Origin of the sequence: Streptomyces sp. NPDC046939 (genome assembly GCF_040644575.1) — a bacterium.
In the GTDB taxonomy this organism is placed as follows: domain Bacteria; phylum Actinomycetota; class Actinomycetes; order Streptomycetales; family Streptomycetaceae; genus Streptomyces.
In genome coordinates, this window is record NZ_JBEYWV010000030.1 from 1 (window position 1) to 17,908 (window position 17,908).

23 protein-coding genes and 1 tRNA gene are annotated in these 17,908 nt (G+C 71.3%); 6 read left to right on the forward strand and 18 right to left on the reverse strand.

Features of this window, described 5'->3' with window-relative positions; translation table 11 throughout:
- Positions 1-1,306 (forward strand): MFS transporter (locus ABZ877_RS28720; RefSeq protein WP_361076606.1); only part of this gene is annotated, 1,306 nt, incomplete at its 5' end.
- Between the two features lie 109 nt (positions 1,307-1,415).
- Positions 1,416-2,183: a TetR/AcrR family transcriptional regulator gene (locus tag ABZ877_RS28725; RefSeq protein WP_361076610.1), complete on the forward strand. Its 768-nt coding sequence runs from the start codon at positions 1,416-1,418 to the stop codon at positions 2,181-2,183.
- 13 nt (positions 2,184-2,196) lie between these two features.
- Here the strand turns inward: ABZ877_RS28725 and ABZ877_RS28730 are convergent, their stop codons facing one another.
- Together ABZ877_RS28730 and ABZ877_RS28735 are read right to left on the reverse strand one after the other, a co-directional pair.
- Complete coding sequence (locus ABZ877_RS28730) at positions 2,197-2,667, reverse strand: PPOX class F420-dependent oxidoreductase (RefSeq protein ID WP_361076613.1); 471 nt, start codon at positions 2,665-2,667, stop codon at positions 2,197-2,199.
- A 94-nt stretch (positions 2,668-2,761) separates the two neighbouring features.
- Positions 2,762-3,124 carry an STAS domain-containing protein gene (locus ABZ877_RS28735; RefSeq protein WP_361076616.1) on the reverse strand — a complete coding sequence of 121 codons (363 nt, stop codon included), beginning with the start codon at positions 3,122-3,124 and terminating at the stop codon, positions 2,762-2,764.
- Between the two features lie 303 nt (positions 3,125-3,427).
- On the opposite strand from ABZ877_RS28735, the gene ABZ877_RS28740 reads away from it, so the two are divergent.
- Both ABZ877_RS28740 and ABZ877_RS28745 read left to right on the forward strand, forming a co-directional pair.
- Complete coding sequence (locus tag ABZ877_RS28740) at positions 3,428-4,075, forward strand: GAF and ANTAR domain-containing protein (RefSeq protein WP_361076618.1); 648 nt, start codon at positions 3,428-3,430, stop codon at positions 4,073-4,075.
- A 28-nt stretch (positions 4,076-4,103) separates the two neighbouring features.
- On the forward strand, positions 4,104-4,877 hold the full coding sequence (locus ABZ877_RS28745; protein ID WP_361076621.1) for a GAF and ANTAR domain-containing protein: 774 nt from the start codon (positions 4,104-4,106) through the stop codon (positions 4,875-4,877).
- A gap of 21 nt (positions 4,878-4,898) precedes the next feature.
- On the opposite strand, the gene ABZ877_RS28750 is transcribed toward ABZ877_RS28745, so the two are convergent.
- From ABZ877_RS28750 to ABZ877_RS28760, 3 genes are all read right to left on the reverse strand, one after another.
- Entirely contained in the window at positions 4,899-5,717 is an 819-nt protein-coding gene (locus ABZ877_RS28750) for a YceI family protein (protein WP_361076624.1), read from the reverse strand.
- A 203-nt stretch (positions 5,718-5,920) separates the two neighbouring features.
- On the reverse strand, positions 5,921-8,464 hold the full coding sequence (locus ABZ877_RS28755; RefSeq protein ID WP_361076628.1) for an MFS transporter: 2,544 nt from the start codon (positions 8,462-8,464) through the stop codon (positions 5,921-5,923).
- 19 nt (positions 8,465-8,483) lie between these two features.
- Positions 8,484-8,990, reverse strand: coding sequence for a MarR family transcriptional regulator (locus ABZ877_RS28760; RefSeq protein ID WP_361076631.1), 507 nt, complete (start codon positions 8,988-8,990; stop codon positions 8,484-8,486).
- Between the two features lie 195 nt (positions 8,991-9,185).
- Here ABZ877_RS28760 and ABZ877_RS28765 point away from each other — a divergent pair, with 195 nt between their 5' ends.
- Entirely contained in the window at positions 9,186-9,398 is a 213-nt protein-coding gene (locus ABZ877_RS28765) for a hypothetical protein (protein ID WP_361076634.1), read from the forward strand.
- A 20-nt stretch (positions 9,399-9,418) separates the two neighbouring features.
- Here ABZ877_RS28765 and ABZ877_RS28770 read toward each other — a convergent pair whose 3' ends face one another.
- From ABZ877_RS28770 to ABZ877_RS28810, 9 genes are all read right to left on the reverse strand, one after another.
- Positions 9,419-10,219, reverse strand: a complete 801-nt coding sequence (locus tag ABZ877_RS28770) for a hypothetical protein (RefSeq protein WP_361076637.1) — start codon at positions 10,217-10,219, stop codon at positions 9,419-9,421.
- 45 nt (positions 10,220-10,264) lie between these two features.
- On the reverse strand, positions 10,265-11,197 hold the full coding sequence (locus ABZ877_RS28775; protein ID WP_361076640.1) for an RNA polymerase sigma factor SigF: 933 nt from the start codon (positions 11,195-11,197) through the stop codon (positions 10,265-10,267).
- Positions 11,198-11,443: 246 nt separating this feature from the next.
- On the reverse strand, positions 11,444-12,274 hold the full coding sequence (locus tag ABZ877_RS28780) for an RNA polymerase sigma factor SigF (protein WP_361076643.1): 831 nt from the start codon (positions 12,272-12,274) through the stop codon (positions 11,444-11,446).
- Between the two features lie 199 nt (positions 12,275-12,473).
- Complete coding sequence (locus ABZ877_RS28785) at positions 12,474-12,767, reverse strand: Dabb family protein (protein ID WP_361076646.1); 294 nt, start codon at positions 12,765-12,767, stop codon at positions 12,474-12,476.
- 37 nt (positions 12,768-12,804) lie between these two features.
- The gene (locus ABZ877_RS28790) at positions 12,805-12,993 is read right to left on the reverse strand and encodes a hypothetical protein (protein ID WP_361076648.1); all 189 of its coding nucleotides are present in this window, start codon (positions 12,991-12,993) and stop codon (positions 12,805-12,807) included.
- 141 nt (positions 12,994-13,134) lie between these two features.
- Positions 13,135-13,219: transfer RNA gene (locus ABZ877_RS28795), tRNA-Ser, on the reverse strand.
- A 10-nt stretch (positions 13,220-13,229) separates the two neighbouring features.
- A complete protein-coding gene (gene tadA, locus ABZ877_RS28800; RefSeq protein WP_361076651.1) occupies positions 13,230-13,688 on the reverse strand; it encodes a tRNA adenosine(34) deaminase TadA in 459 nt (152 codons plus the stop codon).
- Between the two features lie 139 nt (positions 13,689-13,827).
- On the reverse strand, positions 13,828-14,394 hold the full coding sequence (locus ABZ877_RS28805; RefSeq protein WP_361076654.1) for a hypothetical protein: 567 nt from the start codon (positions 14,392-14,394) through the stop codon (positions 13,828-13,830).
- A 224-nt stretch (positions 14,395-14,618) separates the two neighbouring features.
- Positions 14,619-14,825, reverse strand: a complete 207-nt coding sequence (locus tag ABZ877_RS28810; RefSeq protein WP_361076657.1) for a hypothetical protein — start codon at positions 14,823-14,825, stop codon at positions 14,619-14,621.
- A gap of 112 nt (positions 14,826-14,937) precedes the next feature.
- Between ABZ877_RS28810 and upp the strand changes: the two genes are divergently transcribed.
- On the forward strand, positions 14,938-15,573 hold the full coding sequence (gene upp / locus ABZ877_RS28815; RefSeq protein ID WP_361076659.1) for a uracil phosphoribosyltransferase: 636 nt from the start codon (positions 14,938-14,940) through the stop codon (positions 15,571-15,573).
- 103 nt (positions 15,574-15,676) lie between these two features.
- Here upp and ABZ877_RS28820 read toward each other — a convergent pair whose 3' ends face one another.
- The 4 genes from ABZ877_RS28820 to ABZ877_RS28835 all read right to left on the reverse strand — a co-directional run bounded on the left by ABZ877_RS28820 (position 15,677) and on the right by ABZ877_RS28835 (position 17,757).
- Entirely contained in the window at positions 15,677-16,330 is a 654-nt protein-coding gene (locus ABZ877_RS28820) for a LytR C-terminal domain-containing protein (protein ID WP_361076662.1), read from the reverse strand.
- A 112-nt stretch (positions 16,331-16,442) separates the two neighbouring features.
- Positions 16,443-16,739, reverse strand: coding sequence for a type II toxin-antitoxin system VapB family antitoxin (locus tag ABZ877_RS28825; protein ID WP_003955420.1), 297 nt, complete (start codon positions 16,737-16,739; stop codon positions 16,443-16,445).
- 318 nt (positions 16,740-17,057) lie between these two features.
- On the reverse strand, positions 17,058-17,222 hold the full coding sequence (locus tag ABZ877_RS28830) for a hypothetical protein (RefSeq protein WP_361076665.1): 165 nt from the start codon (positions 17,220-17,222) through the stop codon (positions 17,058-17,060).
- A gap of 70 nt (positions 17,223-17,292) precedes the next feature.
- Complete coding sequence (locus ABZ877_RS28835) at positions 17,293-17,757, reverse strand: hypothetical protein (protein WP_361076668.1); 465 nt, start codon at positions 17,755-17,757, stop codon at positions 17,293-17,295.
- Positions 17,758-17,908 lie beyond the last annotated feature (151 nt).

The window sequence follows — 17,908 nt, forward strand, 5'->3', positions numbered from 1 at the left end:
GCAGTCGGGCCTGCTGCTCACCGCGGGCAGCACCGCCGACCGGTACGGGCGCAAGAAGATGCTGGCGGCGGGGCTCGTCCTGTTCGGGGCGGGGTCGCTGGTCGCCGGGCTCGCCCAGTCCACCGGGCAGTTGATCGGCGCCCGCGCGGGGATGGGCGTCGGCGGCGCGCTCCTGATGACCACGACGCTCGCCGTCATCGTGCAGGTCTTCGACGACGCCGAGCGCGTGAAGGCGATCGGGCTGTGGGCGACGGTCAACTCGCTCGGGTTCGCCGTCGGGCCGCTGCTCGGCGGGTTCATGCTCGACCACTTCTGGTGGGGCGCGATCTTCCTGATCAACATTCCCGTCGCGGTGATCGGGCTCGTCGCCGTGCTCGTCCTCGTACCGGAGTCGAAGAACCCGCGCGGCGACCGGCCGGACCTGCTCGGCGCCGTCCTGTCCACGATCGGTATGACGGGGGTCGTCTACGCCATCATCTCCGGGCCCGACGAGGGGTGGACCTCCGCCACCACGCTTGTCTCCGCCGCCGTCGGTGTCGTGATCATGGGCGCCTTCGTGGTGTGGGAGCTGCGCATCCCGTACCCGATGCTCGACATGCACTTCTTCCGGAACCAGAAGTTCACGGGCGCGGTGGCCGGGGCGATCCTCGTCGCGTTCGGCATGGGCGGGTCGTTGTTCCTGCTCACGCAGCACCTCCAGTTCGTGCTCGGGTACGGGCCGCTGGAGGCGGGGCTGCGCACCGCGCCGCTCGCGCTGACCGTCGTGGCGCTGAACCTCACCGGTATCGGAGCGCGGTTGCTGCCCAAGCTCGGTACGCCGCTGACCATCGCGTCCGGCATGACGTGCCTGGCGGCCGGGCTCGCGGCGATCGCCCTGCTCGGCGGGGACAGCTACGGCGGCATGCTGGCGGGCCTGATCATCATGGGCGCCGGGATCGCCCTCGCGATGCCGGCCATGGCCAACGCCATCATGAGCGCGATCCCGCCGGAGAAGGCGGGCGTCGGCGCGGGCGTCAACGGCACGCTCGCGGAGTTCGGCAACGGCCTCGGCGTCGCCGTGCTCGGCGCGGTCCTCAACGCCCGGTTCGCCGCGCTCGTCTCGGTCTCCGCCGCCTCGCTGCCCGCGGCGCTCGCGGCGGCGACGTCGGACGCGGAGCGGGCCCGGATCTCCGACGCGTTCTCCTCGGGCCTGGAGACCAGCCAGTTGGTGGGGGCCGTCGCCGTGCTCGTGGGCGGACTGCTCGCCGCCGCGTTGTTGCGCCGCGCGGAGAGGGCAGACTCAGCGGTGACCACCGCTTCCGTATAGCGGGTGGTGGCTTCCGCATAGCATCAGGGCGGGCGGACGGGCGGATTCCGGGTCTCCTCGGGTGCGCCCGTCCTCGTCCGCGTACGAGCGACTTCTGGGAGGGTGCGCCATGGCGAAGGCAGCGCGGCGGATGAGCGTCTGGCTGGAGGAGCCCGCGGTCAAGACCCCGCGCACCAGGCGCAGCGAGCAGCCGAGCGGCCTCGACCGGGACCGCATCACCGAGGCCAGTGTGCGGCTGCTCGACGCGGAGGGGCTCGCCAAGTTCTCCATGCGGCGCCTCGCGGCCGAGCTCGGGGTGACCGCGATGTCCGTCTACTGGTACGTCGACACCAAGGACGACCTGCTCGAACTCGCCCTGGACCGGGTCTTCGGCGAGCTGGAGGTGCCGGGGCCCGAGGACGTGGACGCCGGGGACTGGCGGGTGCATCTGCGGGGGCTGGCCGCCGGCTACCGCGCCCTGATGGTGGGTCACCCGTGGGTGTCACCGCAGATCGGCAACTACCTCAACATCGGCCCGAACTCGCTGCGGTTCGCGCGCGCCGTCCAGCGCGTCATCGCCGCCACCGGGCTGCCGTTCGCCGCGCAGCGCGGCGCCATCGCCTCCGTCTTCCAGTTCGTGTACGGCTACGGCACGATCGAGGGCCACTTCCGGCAGCGGTGCGCGGAGGCGGGCATGTCCCAGGACGACTACTTCCATGAGGCGATGGCGGCGTTCCGGGTGCCGGAGGAGATGGCCGAGGACTTCCGGCACGCGGAGCAGATGGCGGCGGAGGCGGGCAGCCGGACGGTCGAGGAGATGCGCGACGCGGACTTCCAGGTCGCCCTGGACCTGCTGGTCGCGGGCATCGAGGCGCTGGTCGCCGCGCGGACGCCCTGACCCGGGGTGCGGCTCAGCTCTCCTCGGCGAGCCGTGCGGGGAAGCCGCCCGTCGCGATCGGCCCCCACCTCTCCGGCGTGACGCGGATGATCGACTTGCCCTGCTTGACCATCGCCGCGCGGTACTCGTCCCAGTCCGGGTGCTCGCCGGAGATGTTGCGGAAGTACTCCACGAGCGGCTCGACCGAGTCCGGCGCGTCGATGACCTCAGCGGTGCCGTCGACCTGGACCCAGGGACCGTTCCACTCGTCGCTGAGGACAAGGACGCTGACGCGCGGGTTCCGCTTGGCGTTGCGCGTCTTGGCGCGCTCCGGGTAGGTGGAGACGACGATCCGCCCGGAGTCGTCGACGCCGCAGGTCAGCGGGGACGCCTGCGGGGTGCCGTCGGCGCGGGCGGTGATCAGGAGGGCGCGGTGGCGGGGGCGTACGAAGTCGAGCAGCTCGTCGAGGGAGACGCGGGTGTTCGTCGCGATGTTCGAAGCCATGCGCCCAGCCTATGCCGCACCCTCGCGCGCCCGACCTATGCCGCACCCTCGCGCCCGGCCTGCGCCGCCCCGCACGCCCTGCCTGTGCCGGGGCTTACCCCTCGCACGCCCGTAACGCCTCCTCCACGCTGTCGTGCATCGGCACGTCCCGCCGGACCTGCGACAGGGTCAGTACGCGCCGCGCCGCCCCGTCGGGCGGGGCCGCCACCCGCATCGAGGCGCCGTAGAGCCGCAGATAGCGGCGCAGGTCGAGGAGGAGGCGCACCCCCTGCGAGTCCAGGAACGTGGTGCCGGTCAGGTCCAGGACGAACGCGCGGCTGGACTCGGCCCGCTCGTCGGCCAGGGTGCAGGCCTCGGTGAGCAGGACCGGGGCGTTGCCGAGGTCGATCTCCGCCGGGAACGTGATGACGGTGCGCTCGGCGATGTCGAGGGGTGAGAGATGGAGGGGAGTGGCCACAGGGCACACCTGCCAGACCGGTCTCGTGGTCGGTCGGTGGACGACGAGCCGCTTCCTGACCCGGCTTCCATTGCACCACCCATGGGGGCTCCGCGTCGCTCTCCTTGCCAAATCCACTTCTTCCAAGGGAAACGGCTAGAGTTCTGTCCGTCCTGCGCTCGCAGTCGGGAATGTGCTGCGGAGCTCTCCCCGCGCATGGCCGTACGGTCATGCTCGCTGAAGAGGTTCGTGGTGGTTGCGCCAAGTTTTCCCGAAGTTCCGCCGTCTTCTGCTGCCGATTTCCGGCTGGCCGAGGCATTCACCGTGGCAGCTCGTCAGCTCCACGAGCAGACGAACCCGCGTGCCACTCTGCGCACCGCTGTTCGTCTCGCCGTGCACCTGGTGCCCGGGGCGGACCACGCCGGCATCGTCACGGTCGGGCGGGACCTCGTACCGGAGTCGGTGGCCTGGAGCGACGACGTGGCGCGCAGCGCCCAGGCGCTGACCGGGATGCCGGGCCACCGGGCCTTCTGGGAGCGGCTGTGGGAGGCGCCCGTCGCGGTCCTGGAGGACACCGCGGAGATCAAGGGGGCGGGGCAGTCCCTGCCCGTCCTCGGGGTGGGCTGTGTGCTCGCGCTGCGGCTGCGCGCGGAGCGGCGGCAGTTGACGGCGCTCGTGCTGTACGGGCGCAAGCCGGGCGCCCATGACGAGCGCAGCCTGCGCGTCGGCCGGATGCTCGCGGCGCACGTCTCCATCGCGCACGACTCCGCCACCGTGCAGGAACAGCTCACGGAGGCCATGCGCACCCGGGACCTCATCGGCCGGGCCACCGGCCTCCTGATGGCCCGTGAGGGCGTCGACGCGGCCGAGGCGTTCGACCATCTCGTACGGGCGTCGCAGCAGCAGAACATAAAGCTCAGGGAGTTGGCGCAGCGGTACGTGGACGCCGCGGCGCCGCCCCGGGAGGCGTGAGCGCTCGATTCCGGGACACTTGTAGGAAATGACCAATCCTGCCGAATTCCCGGTCCCTGATTCGGAAGACGGTCGGCCCGACGCGCGGACGCTGGACACCGGCGCCCTCTACCGGGCGCTGGCCGAGTGCGACGGCCTCGACGGGTTCCTCCAGGAACTCACCGTGCGGGCGGCGCAGGTCGTGCGGCCCGGCGGGTGCAGCGTCACGCTGCACCGCGCCCGCAGGCTGCGCACCGTCGCGGCGAGCGAAGGCGTGGTGAGCGGGCTCGACGAGCTGCAGTACGAGGCCGACACCGGCCCGTGCGTGACGGCCGCCCGCGAGTGCGTCGAGCAGCACACCCCCGACCTCGCGACCGAACAGCGCTGGGGGCCGTTCCCCGCCGAGGCGTGGCAGTGCGGCATCCGGTCCATGCTGGCCCTGCCGCTCACCCTGAACCACGGCGTCTACGGCGCCCTCAACTTCTACGCGCGCACCCGCGACGCGTTCCGCGACCGGCGCGAGAGCGCCCGCAAGCTCGCCGCACAGGCGTCCGGCGCCGTGGCGGTGGCGCTGCGGATCGAGCACGAGCGCGAGGTCGGCCTCGACCTGCGCACGGCGATGCTCTCGCGCGGCGTCATCGACCAGGCCATCGGCATCGTGATGGCGCGGCGCCGGTGCGACGCGGACGCCGCGCTCGGCCTGCTGCGCCGCCGCTCGCAGGAGGAGAACGTCAAGCTGCGCGACCTGTGCGCCCGGATCGTGACGCAGGTGGGCGGCGTGCCGCCACGCCGGGGCGACTTCACCGCACGCCTCCCCGGCTGACCCCCCGTACTCGGTGCCGCTCTAGACCTGCGGGAGGGCGTCGCCCTGGACCGCCTGGATGTCGAGCTCCACCTTGAGCGTCGCGCCGATCGCCGCGATGCCGGCCTGGACGACCTGGTTGTAGTTCATCGCGAAGTCCTCGCGCTTCAGTTCGGCCGTCGCCTTGAACGCGGCGCGGGTGCCGCCCCAGGGGTCGGCGCCGGTGCCGAGGTAGCTGAGGTCGAGGTCGACCTGGCGGACGACGCCGTGCAGGCTCAGCTCGCCGTGGACGGTCCAGCGGTCGGGGCCCGCGGGAGTGAGCCCGGTGCTCCTGTAGGTGATCTCCGGGTACTGCTCGACGTCCAGGAAGTCCGGCGACTTCAGGTGGCCGTCGCGCATGCCGTTGCCGGTGTCGATCGACGCGGCCTTGATCACGGCCTCGACGCGGGACTTCTCCACGTCCTGCGCGATGTCGATACGGGCGGTGAAGTCGGTGAACCGGCCGTGCACGCTGGTGATGCCCAGGTGCTGCGCGGTCGCCGCGACGGTGGAGTGGACCGGGTCGACGGTCCACGGTCCGGGCGGCGGCAGCTCGGCGCCGCCCTGCCGCGCGAGCACGACCGTGCCCACCTCGGCGCGGCCGGTCGCCGTCACCAGCGCGGTCGAGGCCGCGGGGGCGTATCCGACCGCCGTCACGATCACGGTGTACGGGCCGGGGGTGAGGACCGACGCGTCGTGCACGGCCCCCTCGTCGTCGGCCTCGGCCCGCAGCACCTGCGCGCCGGTCATGTCGGTCACCGTGACGACGGCGTGCGGCAGGGCCCAGCCGTCCCGCGTACGGATCCGCGCACTCAGTCCCATCAGTCACAACTCCTAGCTCAAGTACTCACACACGTAAGGAAATCAAGGTGGTCGCGGACGCGGACGGGCCCCGGACCGTGACGTCTCGGCCGTCCCCTGCCGTTGACGACGCCACCGGGTCCGGGGCCCATCTCCCACCACCGGTCCGGGAGGCCCGTGTCTCCGCTCGAAGCGCGGGCCGCCCGGTCCGGGGACTGCGCGAACTACTCGCCGGGGTGCGAGAGTTCGATGTCGTGGCCGTCGACGCCACTGCCCTGCACACTGAGGTGCGTGGCCACCGGCGGGTAGCCGGTCGCGATGACCGTGTAGTCGCCGCTGTCCAGGTCGGTGAAGGCGTACGCGCCGTCCTCACCGGTGGTGGACGTCGCCACGACGTTGCCCGCGGCGTCGATGAGCGTGACCCGGGCGTCGTTCAGGGAGCGGCCCCCGGCGCGCACGGTGCCCTGCACCTGCGAACCGGCGTTCAGCTCGATCTCGACGCGGGTGACACCCGTGCCGCCGACCTCGACGGGCAGCGCGAGCGGCCGGTGTCCGGCGGCGTTCACCGCGACGGTCACGGCGCCCGGCACCAGCTCGGCGAAGGTGAACTCGCCGTCCTCACCGGAGAGCCCGGTGGCGAGGACGTCACCGCGGACGTCGGTCACGATGACCATGGCGCCGACGACGGCGGCCTTGGTCTCCGCGGCCTTGACCACACCGCTCAGGCCGCTGGTGCCGCTGAGCAGGATGTCGTACGCGACCGGCTCCTCGCCGACGACGACGGTGGAGGCCTGCGGCTGGTAGCCGTCGGCCGAGGCGATCAGCACGTAGGAGCCGGCGCCGGGGGCGTCGATCCCGTACGAGCCGTCGCCCTGGGCGACCGCGCGGCCGAGCTGCCGTCCGCCGAGGGAGATCAGCGTGACCGCGGCCCGGGCGACCGGGGCGGACTCGGCGCCGCGGACGAAGCCGCGGACCGGGACGCCACCGCCGACGGCCTGCGCCGGGGCGTCCCCGGACGAGACGGACGCGGTCGCGGCCAGCGGCTGCGTCTGCGTGTCACCGACGGGCTCACCGGCGCCGACCAGGCTCGGCACCCGCTCGTCCTGGGCCTGGCCCTGGACCGGCTGGGCGGCGGCGGGGGCCGGGGCACCCGCGCCCTGGGCCTCGCTGGCGGCCTGCTCGAGGGCTCCGGACGTACGCAGCGGAACCTCCTTGATGAAGATCGTGACGATGAACGCCAGGAACGCGATCGGCGCGACGTAGAGGAAGATGTCGGCGATGCCGTGCCCGTAGGCGCTCTCCAGCCAGGTGCGGATGTGCGGGGGCAGCAGGTCCATGTCCGGGATGCCGCCGCCGGTCATCGCCTTGCCGGCCGCCATCTGCTCCTTCGGGTCGAGGGAGCCGATCGAGTCCTTGGCGTAGTGGGTGATGCGCGTGGTCATCACGGAGCCGAGCGCCGAGACGCCGATGGCACCACCGAGGGAGCGGAAGAACGTCACCGTGGAGGAAGCGGAACCGAGGTCCTTGGGGGCGACCTGGTTCTGCGTGCTCAGGACGAGGTTCTGCATCATCATGCCGACGCCGAGACCCATCAGCGCCATGAAGATCGCGATGTGCCAGTACGGGGTGTCGTAGCGCATGGTGCCGAGCAGGCCGAGGCCCGCGGTCAGCAGGACGCCGCCGGCGACCAGCCACGCCTTCCACTTGCCGGTCTTGGTGATGACCTGGCCCGACACGGTGGACGAGAGGAACAGACCACCGATCATCGGGATCGTCATGACGCCCGACATCGTCGGCGACTTGTCGCGCGCCAACTGGAAGTACTGCGAGAAGTACACGGTGCCCGCGAACATCGCGACACCGACGAACAGCGAGGCGACCGAGGCGAGCGTGATGGTGCGGTTCTTGAACAGGTGCAGCGGGATGATCGGCTCGGACGCCTTGGACTCGGCCAGGACGAAGAGGAGCGCGAGGACGATCGCGCCGCCGACCATCGTGTAGGTCTGCCACGACAGCCAGTCGTACTTGTCGTCGGCGAAGGTGACCCACAGGAGCAGCAGGCAGGCCGCGGCGGTGATGAAGAAGGCGCCGGCCCAGTCCACCTTGACCTTCCGCTTCACGACCGGCAGGTGCAGCGTCTTCTGCAGCACGATCAGCGCGATGAGCGCGAACGGCACACCGACGTACAGGCAGTAGCGCCAGCCGAGGAAGCTCGTGTCGGTGATGACACCACCGATCAGCGGACCGCCGACGGTCGCGACCGCGAACGTCGCGCCCAGGTAACCGGAGTACCGGCCACGCTCACGCGGCGAGATCATCGCCGCCATGACGATCTGCGCCAGGGCCGAGAGACCACCGGCGCCGATGCCCTGGATGGCACGGGCGGAGATCAGCATCGCCGGGTTCTGCGCGAGACCGGCGATGACGGAGCCCGCCACGTAGACGATCAGGGCTATCTGGACGAGCGCCTTCTTGCTGAAGAGGTCGGCCATCTTGCCCCACAGGGGCGTGGTGGCCGTCATCGCGAGCAGCGAGGCGGTGACGACCCAGGTGTAGGCGGACTGGCCGCCGCCCAGGTCGCCGATGATCTCCGGGAGGGCGTTGGTGACGACCGTGGAGGAGATGATCGCGGCGAACATGCCGAGCAGCAGCCCGGACAGCGCCTCCATGATCTGCCGGTGCGTCATCGGAGCGCCGCCGTCGGAAGGCGCGCCTCCGTGCTTGGCGGCATGGCTGCCCCGCACACCGGACGGTGTGGATGTTGCCATGGGATTCCTTTTCTTACGTTTACGCGGGTGTACGGGTGGTCTGCACTGACGCCGCGGGCTGTGCGGCGACGGGGAGCGAGGTCCGGGACGCCGTCGTCCGGCAGTCCCCGAAGCTGTCGCGCAGGCGCGTCATGAGGGTGATCAACTGGTTGACCTCGTCGTCCGACCAGTCGCTCAGCCGGTCGGCGAGCAGCTCCGTCGTCCGGACGTTCAGGTCGTCCATCTGCGCGTTCCCCTCGGCGGTGAGGGTGAGGATGCGCGAGCGCTTGTCGGCGGGGTCGGGGCGACGCTCGATCCAGCCGCGGTCGGCGGTGTGGGCCACGTGGCGGCTGGCCACGGACATGTCCACCGCGAGGAGCTCGGCCAGCCTGCTCATGCGCATGTCCCCGTACCGCTTGAGGAGCGTGAGGACGGCGGCCGAGCCGGCCGGGCACTCGGGGGGCAGGATGCGTGCCATATCCCTTTTGACGGCGCCGAAGGCACTGAGCTGACGGGCCAGCTCGTCGTAATGACGCTGTGCGGCCACAGCACCTCCTGACCTCGGATCTATTCGTTGCTTAGGGCAACCATAGAAGCAGTTGGTTGCCGCAGGCAAACTAAAAGGGACGCATGAAGATAAAATGACGGCAAAGAGGTTCGCTTGCTCTTGTAAAGACCCAGCTCACGTGGGTGATCAGCGGACTGTGGCGCCCGTCGCGCCGATTCGCTAGGGTCCTGGCCCATGGCACACAACCCCCAGGGCCCGAACCCCGAAGGCAACTACGACCCCGCGGGCAGCACCCAGATGTTCCGCGCCTTCGTCGACGAGGGCGGCACCCCCACCGTGCGCGCGCAGGCGGCTCCGGTGAAGTCCGGCCCCGGCGTCGGCGTGATCATCGGCATCGTGGTCGCGGTCGTCGTGGTGGCGGCGGTGGCCTGGCTGGCCCTCAAGTAACACCCTTCAGACAACGATCCCTACGTCCAGTCGACGGAGACGTCGCGGGTCTCGATGTGCATCCCCAGCGGGACCCGCCAGGACGCGACGCACACGGTCCACGTCTTCCTCTTCTCCTCCCCGGCGCCGATCGGCACGGGGAGTTCTTCTGTGCTGCGCACGGTCGCCCAGTCGATCCCGAGCGAGCCGACGATGTGCGTTCCGAACGTCACCGTGCCCGAGCGCACCGCGCTGCCTCCGGAGTTGCGCAGCGCCAGCGTCACCTTCTGGCACCAGCGCTTGTCGGCGGCCCGGAGGACGGGTTCGCCGACCTTGAGGGCGGCGGGGCTCGCGGGCGCCGGTGCGGAGGGGGTCCCAGAGACCGGGGCGGATGCTGTCGGGCCCGGGGCGGTTCCGGGGTCGGCCCCCGCGGAAGCGCCCGAGCCGGAGCCCGTACGGGTGTCATGGCCGCCGCCGCTCCTACCGGCACCCCGGGCGGCGTCCTGACCGGGGCCTTGGCGGCTGCTCCGGGCGGCACCCGGAGTCTCGGCCGAGGGCGAGCCGTCGTCCCGGCCCGCTGACGCGTCACCGGGCGACTTGGACCCCGTAGAGCCGCGCGAGGCGGAAGGGGGCTGGGTCCCGGCCGGGTCCAGCGGTACGAAGCGGACCTTGCCGCTGGGCGCGGTGCTCGGCGTGGGGCCACCGGAGCCCGTACCCACGGCCGTGTAGCCGTCGGGCCCCGCCCCTCCGCCGAACGCGGCGGCGGCGCCGAGACAGGCCACAGCCGCACAGGCGGCACCGGCGGCCGCCCCACGACGCCCTCGCACCCATGTCCGCGACATCGCGCCAGTGTGACTGACGCCCCGTCAGTTGGGAAGGGGGCGGTGTCAGTCCGCGATCAGGCCGTCACGCAACTGCGCCAGCGTCCGCGTGAGCAGCCGGGAGACGTGCATCTGCGAGATGCCGACCTCCTCGCCGATCTGCGACTGCGTCATGTTCGCGAAGAAGCGCAGCATGATGATCCGGCGCTCGCGCGGCGGCAGCTTGGCGAGGAGCGGCTTGAGCGACTCCCGGTACTCGACGCCCTCCAGCGCCGTGTCCTCGTAGCCGAGCCGGTCCGCGAGGGAGCCCTCGCCGCCGTCGTCCTCGGGGGCCGGGGAGTCGAGGGAGGACGCCGTGTACGCGTTGCCCACGGCCAGGCCGTCGACCACGTCCTCCTCCGAGACGCCGAGCACCGCGGCGAGTTCGGGGACGGTGGGCGAGCGGTCCAGCTTCTGCGCGAGCTCGTCGGAGGCCTTGGTGAGGGCGAGCCGCAGCTCCTGGAGGCGCCGGGGCACCCGGACCGACCAGGAGGTGTCACGGAAGAAGCGCTTGATCTCGCCGACGACGGTCGGCATCGCGAACGTCGGGAACTCCACCCCGCGCTCGCAGTCGAACCGGTCGATCGCCTTGATCAGACCGATCGTGCCGACCTGGACGATGTCCTCCATCGGCTCGTTCCGGCTGCGGAAGCGCGCCGCCGCGTACCGCACGAGCGGCAGGTTCAGCTCGATGAGGGTGTCGCGTACATAAGCCCGCTCGGGGCTGTGCTCGTCGAGCGCGGACAGCCGCAGGAACAGGGAGCGGGACAGGGTCCGGGTGTCGATGGACGCCGACGACACCGAAGCCATCGAGGACGCGGCCTCCTCCGGCGCCTCCGTCACCTCCGCCATCTCGGCGGGCGGGGAGTCGATCGGCGCGGCGGTCGTGGACGCGCTCGCGTCATCGGACACACCGGGCGGGAGCGTGAGCACCTTCGAGCTGCCCTGGTCTGCGGACATGCCACCCCCTTGAGGTCGCGGACGGTCGCGGCGGACGCTCCCGTCAGGTAAGAGCGCAGCCTCCACCTGAATACCGGACGTGGAGCCGCGCCAAACGCCGTTCCAGCAGAATGTCACATGTCGGCAACACGCTGTAGTGACATGTCGACATGGAAGGGACGAATCACCGCAGGACGCAGGGGGTGTGGCCAAAGTGGGCGGGGTTTCTGTCGGAAAAACCCCGCTGAAGTGGTCTACCCGTTCCAGCTACGCATCGATCCTGTTTGCGGATCGAAGTCGCGCGAAACTGCGGGCGAGGAGCCTTGACACATGCATCTGGGAGACGCCCAGTTCGGCGCTGATCTGCGACTGCGTCAGGTTGTTGTAGTAGCGCAGGAGCAGGATCCGCTGTTCGCGCTCCGGCAGTTGGACGAGGAGGTGCCGGACGAGGTCGCGGTGTTCCACGCCGTCCAGTTCCGGGTCCTCGTAGCCGAGCCGGTCCAGGAGCCCGGGCATCCCGTCGCCCTCCTGCGCGGCCTCCAGGGACGTCGCGTGGTACGAGCGCCCGGCCTCGATGCAGGCGAGCACCTCCTCCTCCGGGATGCGGAGGCGTTCGGCGATCTCACCGGTGGTCGGGGAGCGGCCGAAGGCGGTGGTCAGGTCCTCGCTCGCGGCGTTCACCTGGACCCACAGCTCGTGCAGGCGGCGCGGCACGTGCACGGTCCGCACGTTGTCGCGGAAGTACCGCTTGATCTCGCCGACGACGGTCGGCATGGCGAAGGTCGGGAACTGCACGCCGCGCTCCGGGTCGAACCGGTCGATGGCGTTGATCAGCCCGATCGTGCCGACCTGGACGACGTCCTCCATCGGCTCGTTGCGGCTGCGGAAGCGGGCCGCCGCGTACCGCACGAGGGGAAGGTTGGCCTCGATGAGCGCGCCGCGCACCCGGGAGTGCTCGGGGCTGCCCGGCGGAAGGTCCTTCAGCTGCGCGAACAGGACCTGCGTGAGGGCCCGTGTGTCGGCGCCGCGCGTGGACTTCGCGGGCGGCGCCTGAGGCGCAGTACTGGCCGGCACGGTCAACCCCACCTCTGTATTCATCAACTCATCGGTCAACTCATCGGTCAAAAGCGGTCATAGCATCACAAGACATGTGCACTGTGTGCAAGCACCTTATAACTACGTGTTGCAGGGCAAGTTGGGACAGTTCCGAGTGGAGACACGAAAAAGCCCCTCGCCGTTCCAGCGAGGGGCCGTTTGGCCGTACGGGTCTGTCGTGCGGGTCCGCCGTGCGGGCCGGTCAGAACTCGTAGTCGGCGATCACCCACGTGGCGAACTCGCGCCACAGGGCCACGCCCGCCTGGTGCGCGGGGTGTTCGAGGTACCGCTTCAGGGCGTCCGTGTCCTCGACCGCCGAGTTGATCGCGAAGTCGTACGCGATGGGGCGGTCGGTGATGTTCCAGTCGCACTCCCAGAACGTCAGCTCCGGGATCTGGCCGCCGAGCGCCCGGAAGGCCTCGACGCCCTGGACGACGCGCGGCTCGTCACGGCTCACACCGTCGTTGAGCTTGAAGAGGACCAGGTGGCGGATCACGGCTGTGCTCTCCCTGAAGGGCTCGGGGCTGCTTCGCCTACTTGCCGCCGTTGGCGACCCAGGTCATGAAGTCGCCGACCGACTGCGCGGCGGTCGAGACGCCCTCGAAGCCTATCTGGACGTAGTCGGCGGCCTTGGCGGGGTCGGTGATGATCACGTAGAGCACGAAGACGACCACGACGAACAGACCTATCTTCTTCGGCTGCACTACGTTCGGCCTCCCCATGCCCGCGCCCTGTTGCCGCGCGAGTCTATCTCGGTCACTTGTTCACACCGAGGAACAGGAGAACCACATCCACGAAACCTGCGCGGGACATGCAGAACGCCCCTCTTCCTCGGTGAACCCGTGGAAGAGGGGCGTTGTCAGCGGTAGCGGAGGGATTTGAACCCTCGGTGAGTTTCCCCACACTCGCTTTCGAGGCGAGCTCCTTCGGCCGCTCGGACACGCTACCGAGAGGAACTCTAGCCCAAGGAGTGCCGTGGATCGAAATCGGTATCGCGGAAGAAGCGCGTGAGGGGCCGCGCGCACTCCTCGGCGAGGACCTCGGAGACGACTTCGGGGCGGTGGTTGAGGCGGCGGTCGCGGATGACGTCCCACAGGGAGCCGGCCGCTCCGGCCTTCTCGTCGCGGGCCCCGTAGACGACGCGGTCGAGGCGGGACTGGACGATGGCGCCCGCGCACATGGTGCACGGCTCCAGGGTGACGACGAGCGTGCAGCCGGTCAGCCGCCACTCCCCGAGCACCCGCGCCGCCCGCCGGATCGCGAGAACCTCGGCGTGGGCGGTGGGGTCGCCGGTCAGCTCGCGCTCGTTGTGCGCGGTGGCCAGCACGGTGGCCCCATCCGGCCCGAGCAGCATGGCGCCGACCGGTACGTCACCGGCTGCCGCGGCGAGCCCGGCCTCGGCCAGGGCCTGCCGCATCACCGGCCGCCAAGGGTCTCGTACGGGATCGAAGTCGGAGGAATCGGAGAAGTCAGTGGGAAGGGAGGGACGGGAGGACTCAGGGGAATCGGGGGGCGTCACGGGCAGGAATGTAACCCCGCCCGTCGGCCCCCTCCGCTCAGCGCACCGTCTCCAGCACCTCCGCCGCCCCGAGCGCGTCGGCGATCTCGCTGAGCGCGTCCGTCCCGTCGAGAGCGAGCAGCTCCTTCTCGGGGAAGCCCAGGTCGGCGAGGATCTCCGTGTCGCCGAGCGGTCCGGCGGGCAGGGCATCGGCGCCCGCGCCGACGCCCCCGTCGGTATCCTCCTCGTCCTCGTCCCCGTCCGCCTTGGACTCGCCGTCCTCCGTACCGTCCAGGTCGAGGGAGTCCAGCTCGTCGGTGACGGCGTCCGGATCCTTGCCGAGCAGTTCGTCGGTGAGCAGGATCTCGCCGTAGCTGCTGCGGGCGGCGGCGGCCGCGTCCGAGATGAAGATGCGAGGATCGTCCTCGCCGTCCACCCGGACGACGCCGAACCACGCGTCCTCCTGTTCGATGAAGACGAGGACGGTGTCGTCCTCGGCGTCGGTCTCTGCCAACGCCTCGCGGGCCAGATCGGACAGGTCCGACAGGGTCTCCACGTCGTCGAGCTCTGTGTCGCTCGCTTCCCACCCGTCTTCGGTGCGCGCGAGCAGTGCGGCGAAGTACACCGTGACTCTCCCACTGGTCTCAGGTGCCGGTCGGGGGTCCCCCCGGCGGAGTCGTGAAGGCGGGGAGTGCAGTTCAAGCCCCGCCCACTCGGAATCGTGGCAGAAAGTCGGGCTCCAAGAGAGGTCTTCCGCGCGCTGTGTTCGTGGCGCGTCCCGATCAGGTGGGTCCGATGTGAGGCCGGTCACCTGTTCGTCACCTGTGTGTCACCGGCGAAACGCGGACGTCACCACCGAAACGTACGCATCCGCATCTGGCGCCGCATCCGTGCGGCCCGCGCGCGTCGCGGCTGGACCCGGGCGCGCAGCTCACGCGCCTCGGTCAGCTCGCGCAGGAACACGGCGCGCCTGCGCCTGCGTTCGGCGTCCGCCTCCACCGGCTCCCCGGGCGCCACGTCCGTCGCGGGCCGCCCCCGCCGTTCCTCGTCGGGCATCGCCGCACCACCACCCCAGTCCTTCGCGTCCCCTCCACTTTCCCCCGGTCAGGGCTGCCCATGCCACCGCGCGGGGGAGCCCGGGCCCTGGGCCCCGGTTACTGTTGAGGACATGCGGATCCACGTCGTCGACCACCCGCTGGTGGCGCACAAACTCACCACGCTGCGCGACAAGCGCACCGACTCCCCGACCTTCCGGCGCCTCGCCGACGAGCTGGTCACCCTGCTCGCGTACGAGGCGACCCGGGACGTGCGCACCGAGCAGGTCGACATCGACACCCCCGTTTCGCGTACGACGGGCGTGAAGCTGTCGTACCCGCGTCCGCTGGTGGTGCCGATCCTGCGCGCCGGTCTCGGCATGCTGGACGGCATGGTCCGGCTGCTGCCGACCGCCGAGGTGGGCTTCCTCGGCATGGTGCGCAACGAGGAGACGCTGCAGGCGTCCACGTACGCCACCCGTATGCCGGACGACCTGTCCGGCCGCCAGGTCTACGTTCTGGACCCGATGCTCGCCACGGGCGGCACGCTCGTCGCGGCGATCCAGGAGCTGATCAAGCGCGGTGCGGACGACGTCACCGCCGTGGTGCTGCTCGCCGCGCCGGAGGGCGTCGAGGTCATGGAGCGTGAGCTGGCGGGGACGCCGGTGACCGTGGTGACCGCGTCGGTCGACGAGCGGCTCAACGAGAACGGGTACATCGTGCCGGGTCTCGGCGACGCGGGTGACCGTATGTACGGGGCCGCCGAGTAGCGGGCCCCGTCCGGAAGAAAGAAGCCGCAGACGCGTCTGCCCCCTTGCTGAGCAGTCGCGGCCGCGGCTTTTTCGTGGGTGCTCGCGCCGTTCCCCGCGCCCCTCAGGAGCAGGTCGGCGATGCGGAGGGGGCGGGTTTCGGGGCGTTCAGGTCCTTCAGCGCCTTGTCCGCCGCCGGCTTCGGTGCCAGGGACTTGAAGGCCGTGCCGATGATCAGGTCGACCTCGGCCGGCTTGGCGCGGGTGTCGGTCTTCTGCTCGGCCCCGGTCAGCTGCGTGCCGAGGACCGGGAGCGCCGCGTCGGTCGCCGCCTTGGCGCCGAGCAGCAGTCCGACGCCTTTGACCTTCTTGTCGTACTCCTTCGTCGCGTTGCCCACCTCGCCGATGGTGAAGCCGCGCTTCTTCAGCTCGTCGGCGGTCTTCTTGGCCAGGCCGCCGCGGGGCGTGGCGTTGAGGACGTTCACCTTGATCTGCTTCGGGGTGGGCAGCTTCTTGGCCGTCGTCGACGCGGGGTCGGCGGAGGCTTCCGGCCGTTTCGCGCAGTCGGCGGGGGCGGCGCCCGCGGCCTTGGCCTTGCCGCCGCCGGTAAAGACGTCTACGAGCTGGAGCGAGCCCCAGCCGATCAGCCCGAGCACGGCGACGGACGCGACGACGGCGAGCACGATCCTGCCGCGGGGGCGACCGCGGCGCATCCGGGGGTACTTGTCCCCCGTGATGCGGTACTTACCGCCCATGCCGGGGGGAGTGAGCATGCTCATGAGCGCAGCGTAGTGCCGTGCGGCGGTGATGCCTATTAAATGATCACCACATGGGGTGCAGGCCAACCCAAAAGGGCCAACGCGGGGCCGGGGGGCGGACGTGCGGGGCGGGTCAGCCCAGTTCGAGGACGCGGGCGTGCAGCACCTGGCGCTGCTGGAGCGCGGCGCGGACCGCGCGGTGCAGGCCGTCCTCCAGGTAGAGGTCGCCCTGCCACTTCACGACGTGCGCGAAGAGGTCGCCGTAGAACGTGGAATCCTCGGCGAGCAGCGTCTCGAGGTCGAGCTGGCCCTTGGTCGTCACGAGCTGATCGAGGCGGACCGGGCGCGGCGCGACGTCCGCCCACTGCCGGGTGCTTTCCCGGCCGTGGTCGGGGTACGGCCGGCCGTTTCCGATGCGCTTGAAGATCACACGGAAAGCCTACCGGGCCGGGCTCGCCGGGCGCAGCCATGGAGACGCAGGACGAGTCCGGTAGATACCCCCTGGAACCGGTGCGAACCGGGAGGGCACCGGCCCGGGAGGGGGCCGGAACCAGGCAGCGCGGGGGCTGCCGCCGGTCGGACCGGGATTCGGGGCGTCCGGCGGCTTGAGAGGGAGCGTACGTCTGGAGTGACGAGGGGAACGCTCGTACGGGGGAGGGGGAGGCGCCGGGTTGACGGGGCGGGAGGGCCGTTGTTGTGGCCCCCCCGGCCTCCGTCCCCCGGCCTCCGTCCCCCGGCCCCCCCTTCCTCAGTGGTCGTTCTCGTCCCTCGGCGTGGCCTGCGTGCGGCGCGGGGCCGTCGGCGCCGGTGCCGGGGTCGGCTTCTCGCTCGGGGAGGTGTCGCGGGGGAGGCGGGCGCGGGTCGCTTCCGCGCGTACGAGGGCGCGGAGCAGCGCGTGCGGGTCCTTGGGCATGGGGGTGTCCTTCCGTGTCCTGCGGAGGTCGTGCGGTGCGTCGGTGCGGGCGGCCGGGGGCCGGTGACCGTCAGCAGCGCAGGACGACGGAGCGCGGGGCGCGGGGGGACGGGGGCGTGCGGTGTGCGGCGGCGCCGGTGCCGACGGCCTCGCGCGCGTACGGGGCCGGGCGTGGGTCCCTCGGCAGTCGCGTCGGGTGGCCCGTCGGGAGGCGGAGGGTCGCCTCCGGGGTGTCCTGGTGGAGTTCGCCGGTCTCCAGGGAGGACGCGGCGGCCGGGAGCGGGGCGGCGGCCTGCGCGGGCGTCGCGGCGAGCGGCGCGGCCACCACGGCCAGCAGGAGGACGAGGACGGGGATGAGGAGCGGGGCGAGGAGCGGGGTGAGAAAGGGGAGGGCGGCGGGGGTGAGCGCGCGTGCCCCGGTCCGGGTCCCGGTCGCCCCGGTCCGGGTCCCGGTCCGGGTCCCGGTGCGCCGTCCGCACGGGCCCGCGGGCGGCCCGGTGTGCGGGACGCGCGGGGCGGACGTGGCGGCGCTCATACGGGGTCTTGTCCCCCGGACCCGGCCGTGACCTGCGCCGGGGCCGCCAGAACCGCCCTTGTGGGCTACGCCCGGCGTGCCGCCTTGACGTCGGCCGGGAATTGGCCGGTCCTCGCCGGTCCGCCTCTCCGACTCCTGTGCGAATTAGGTT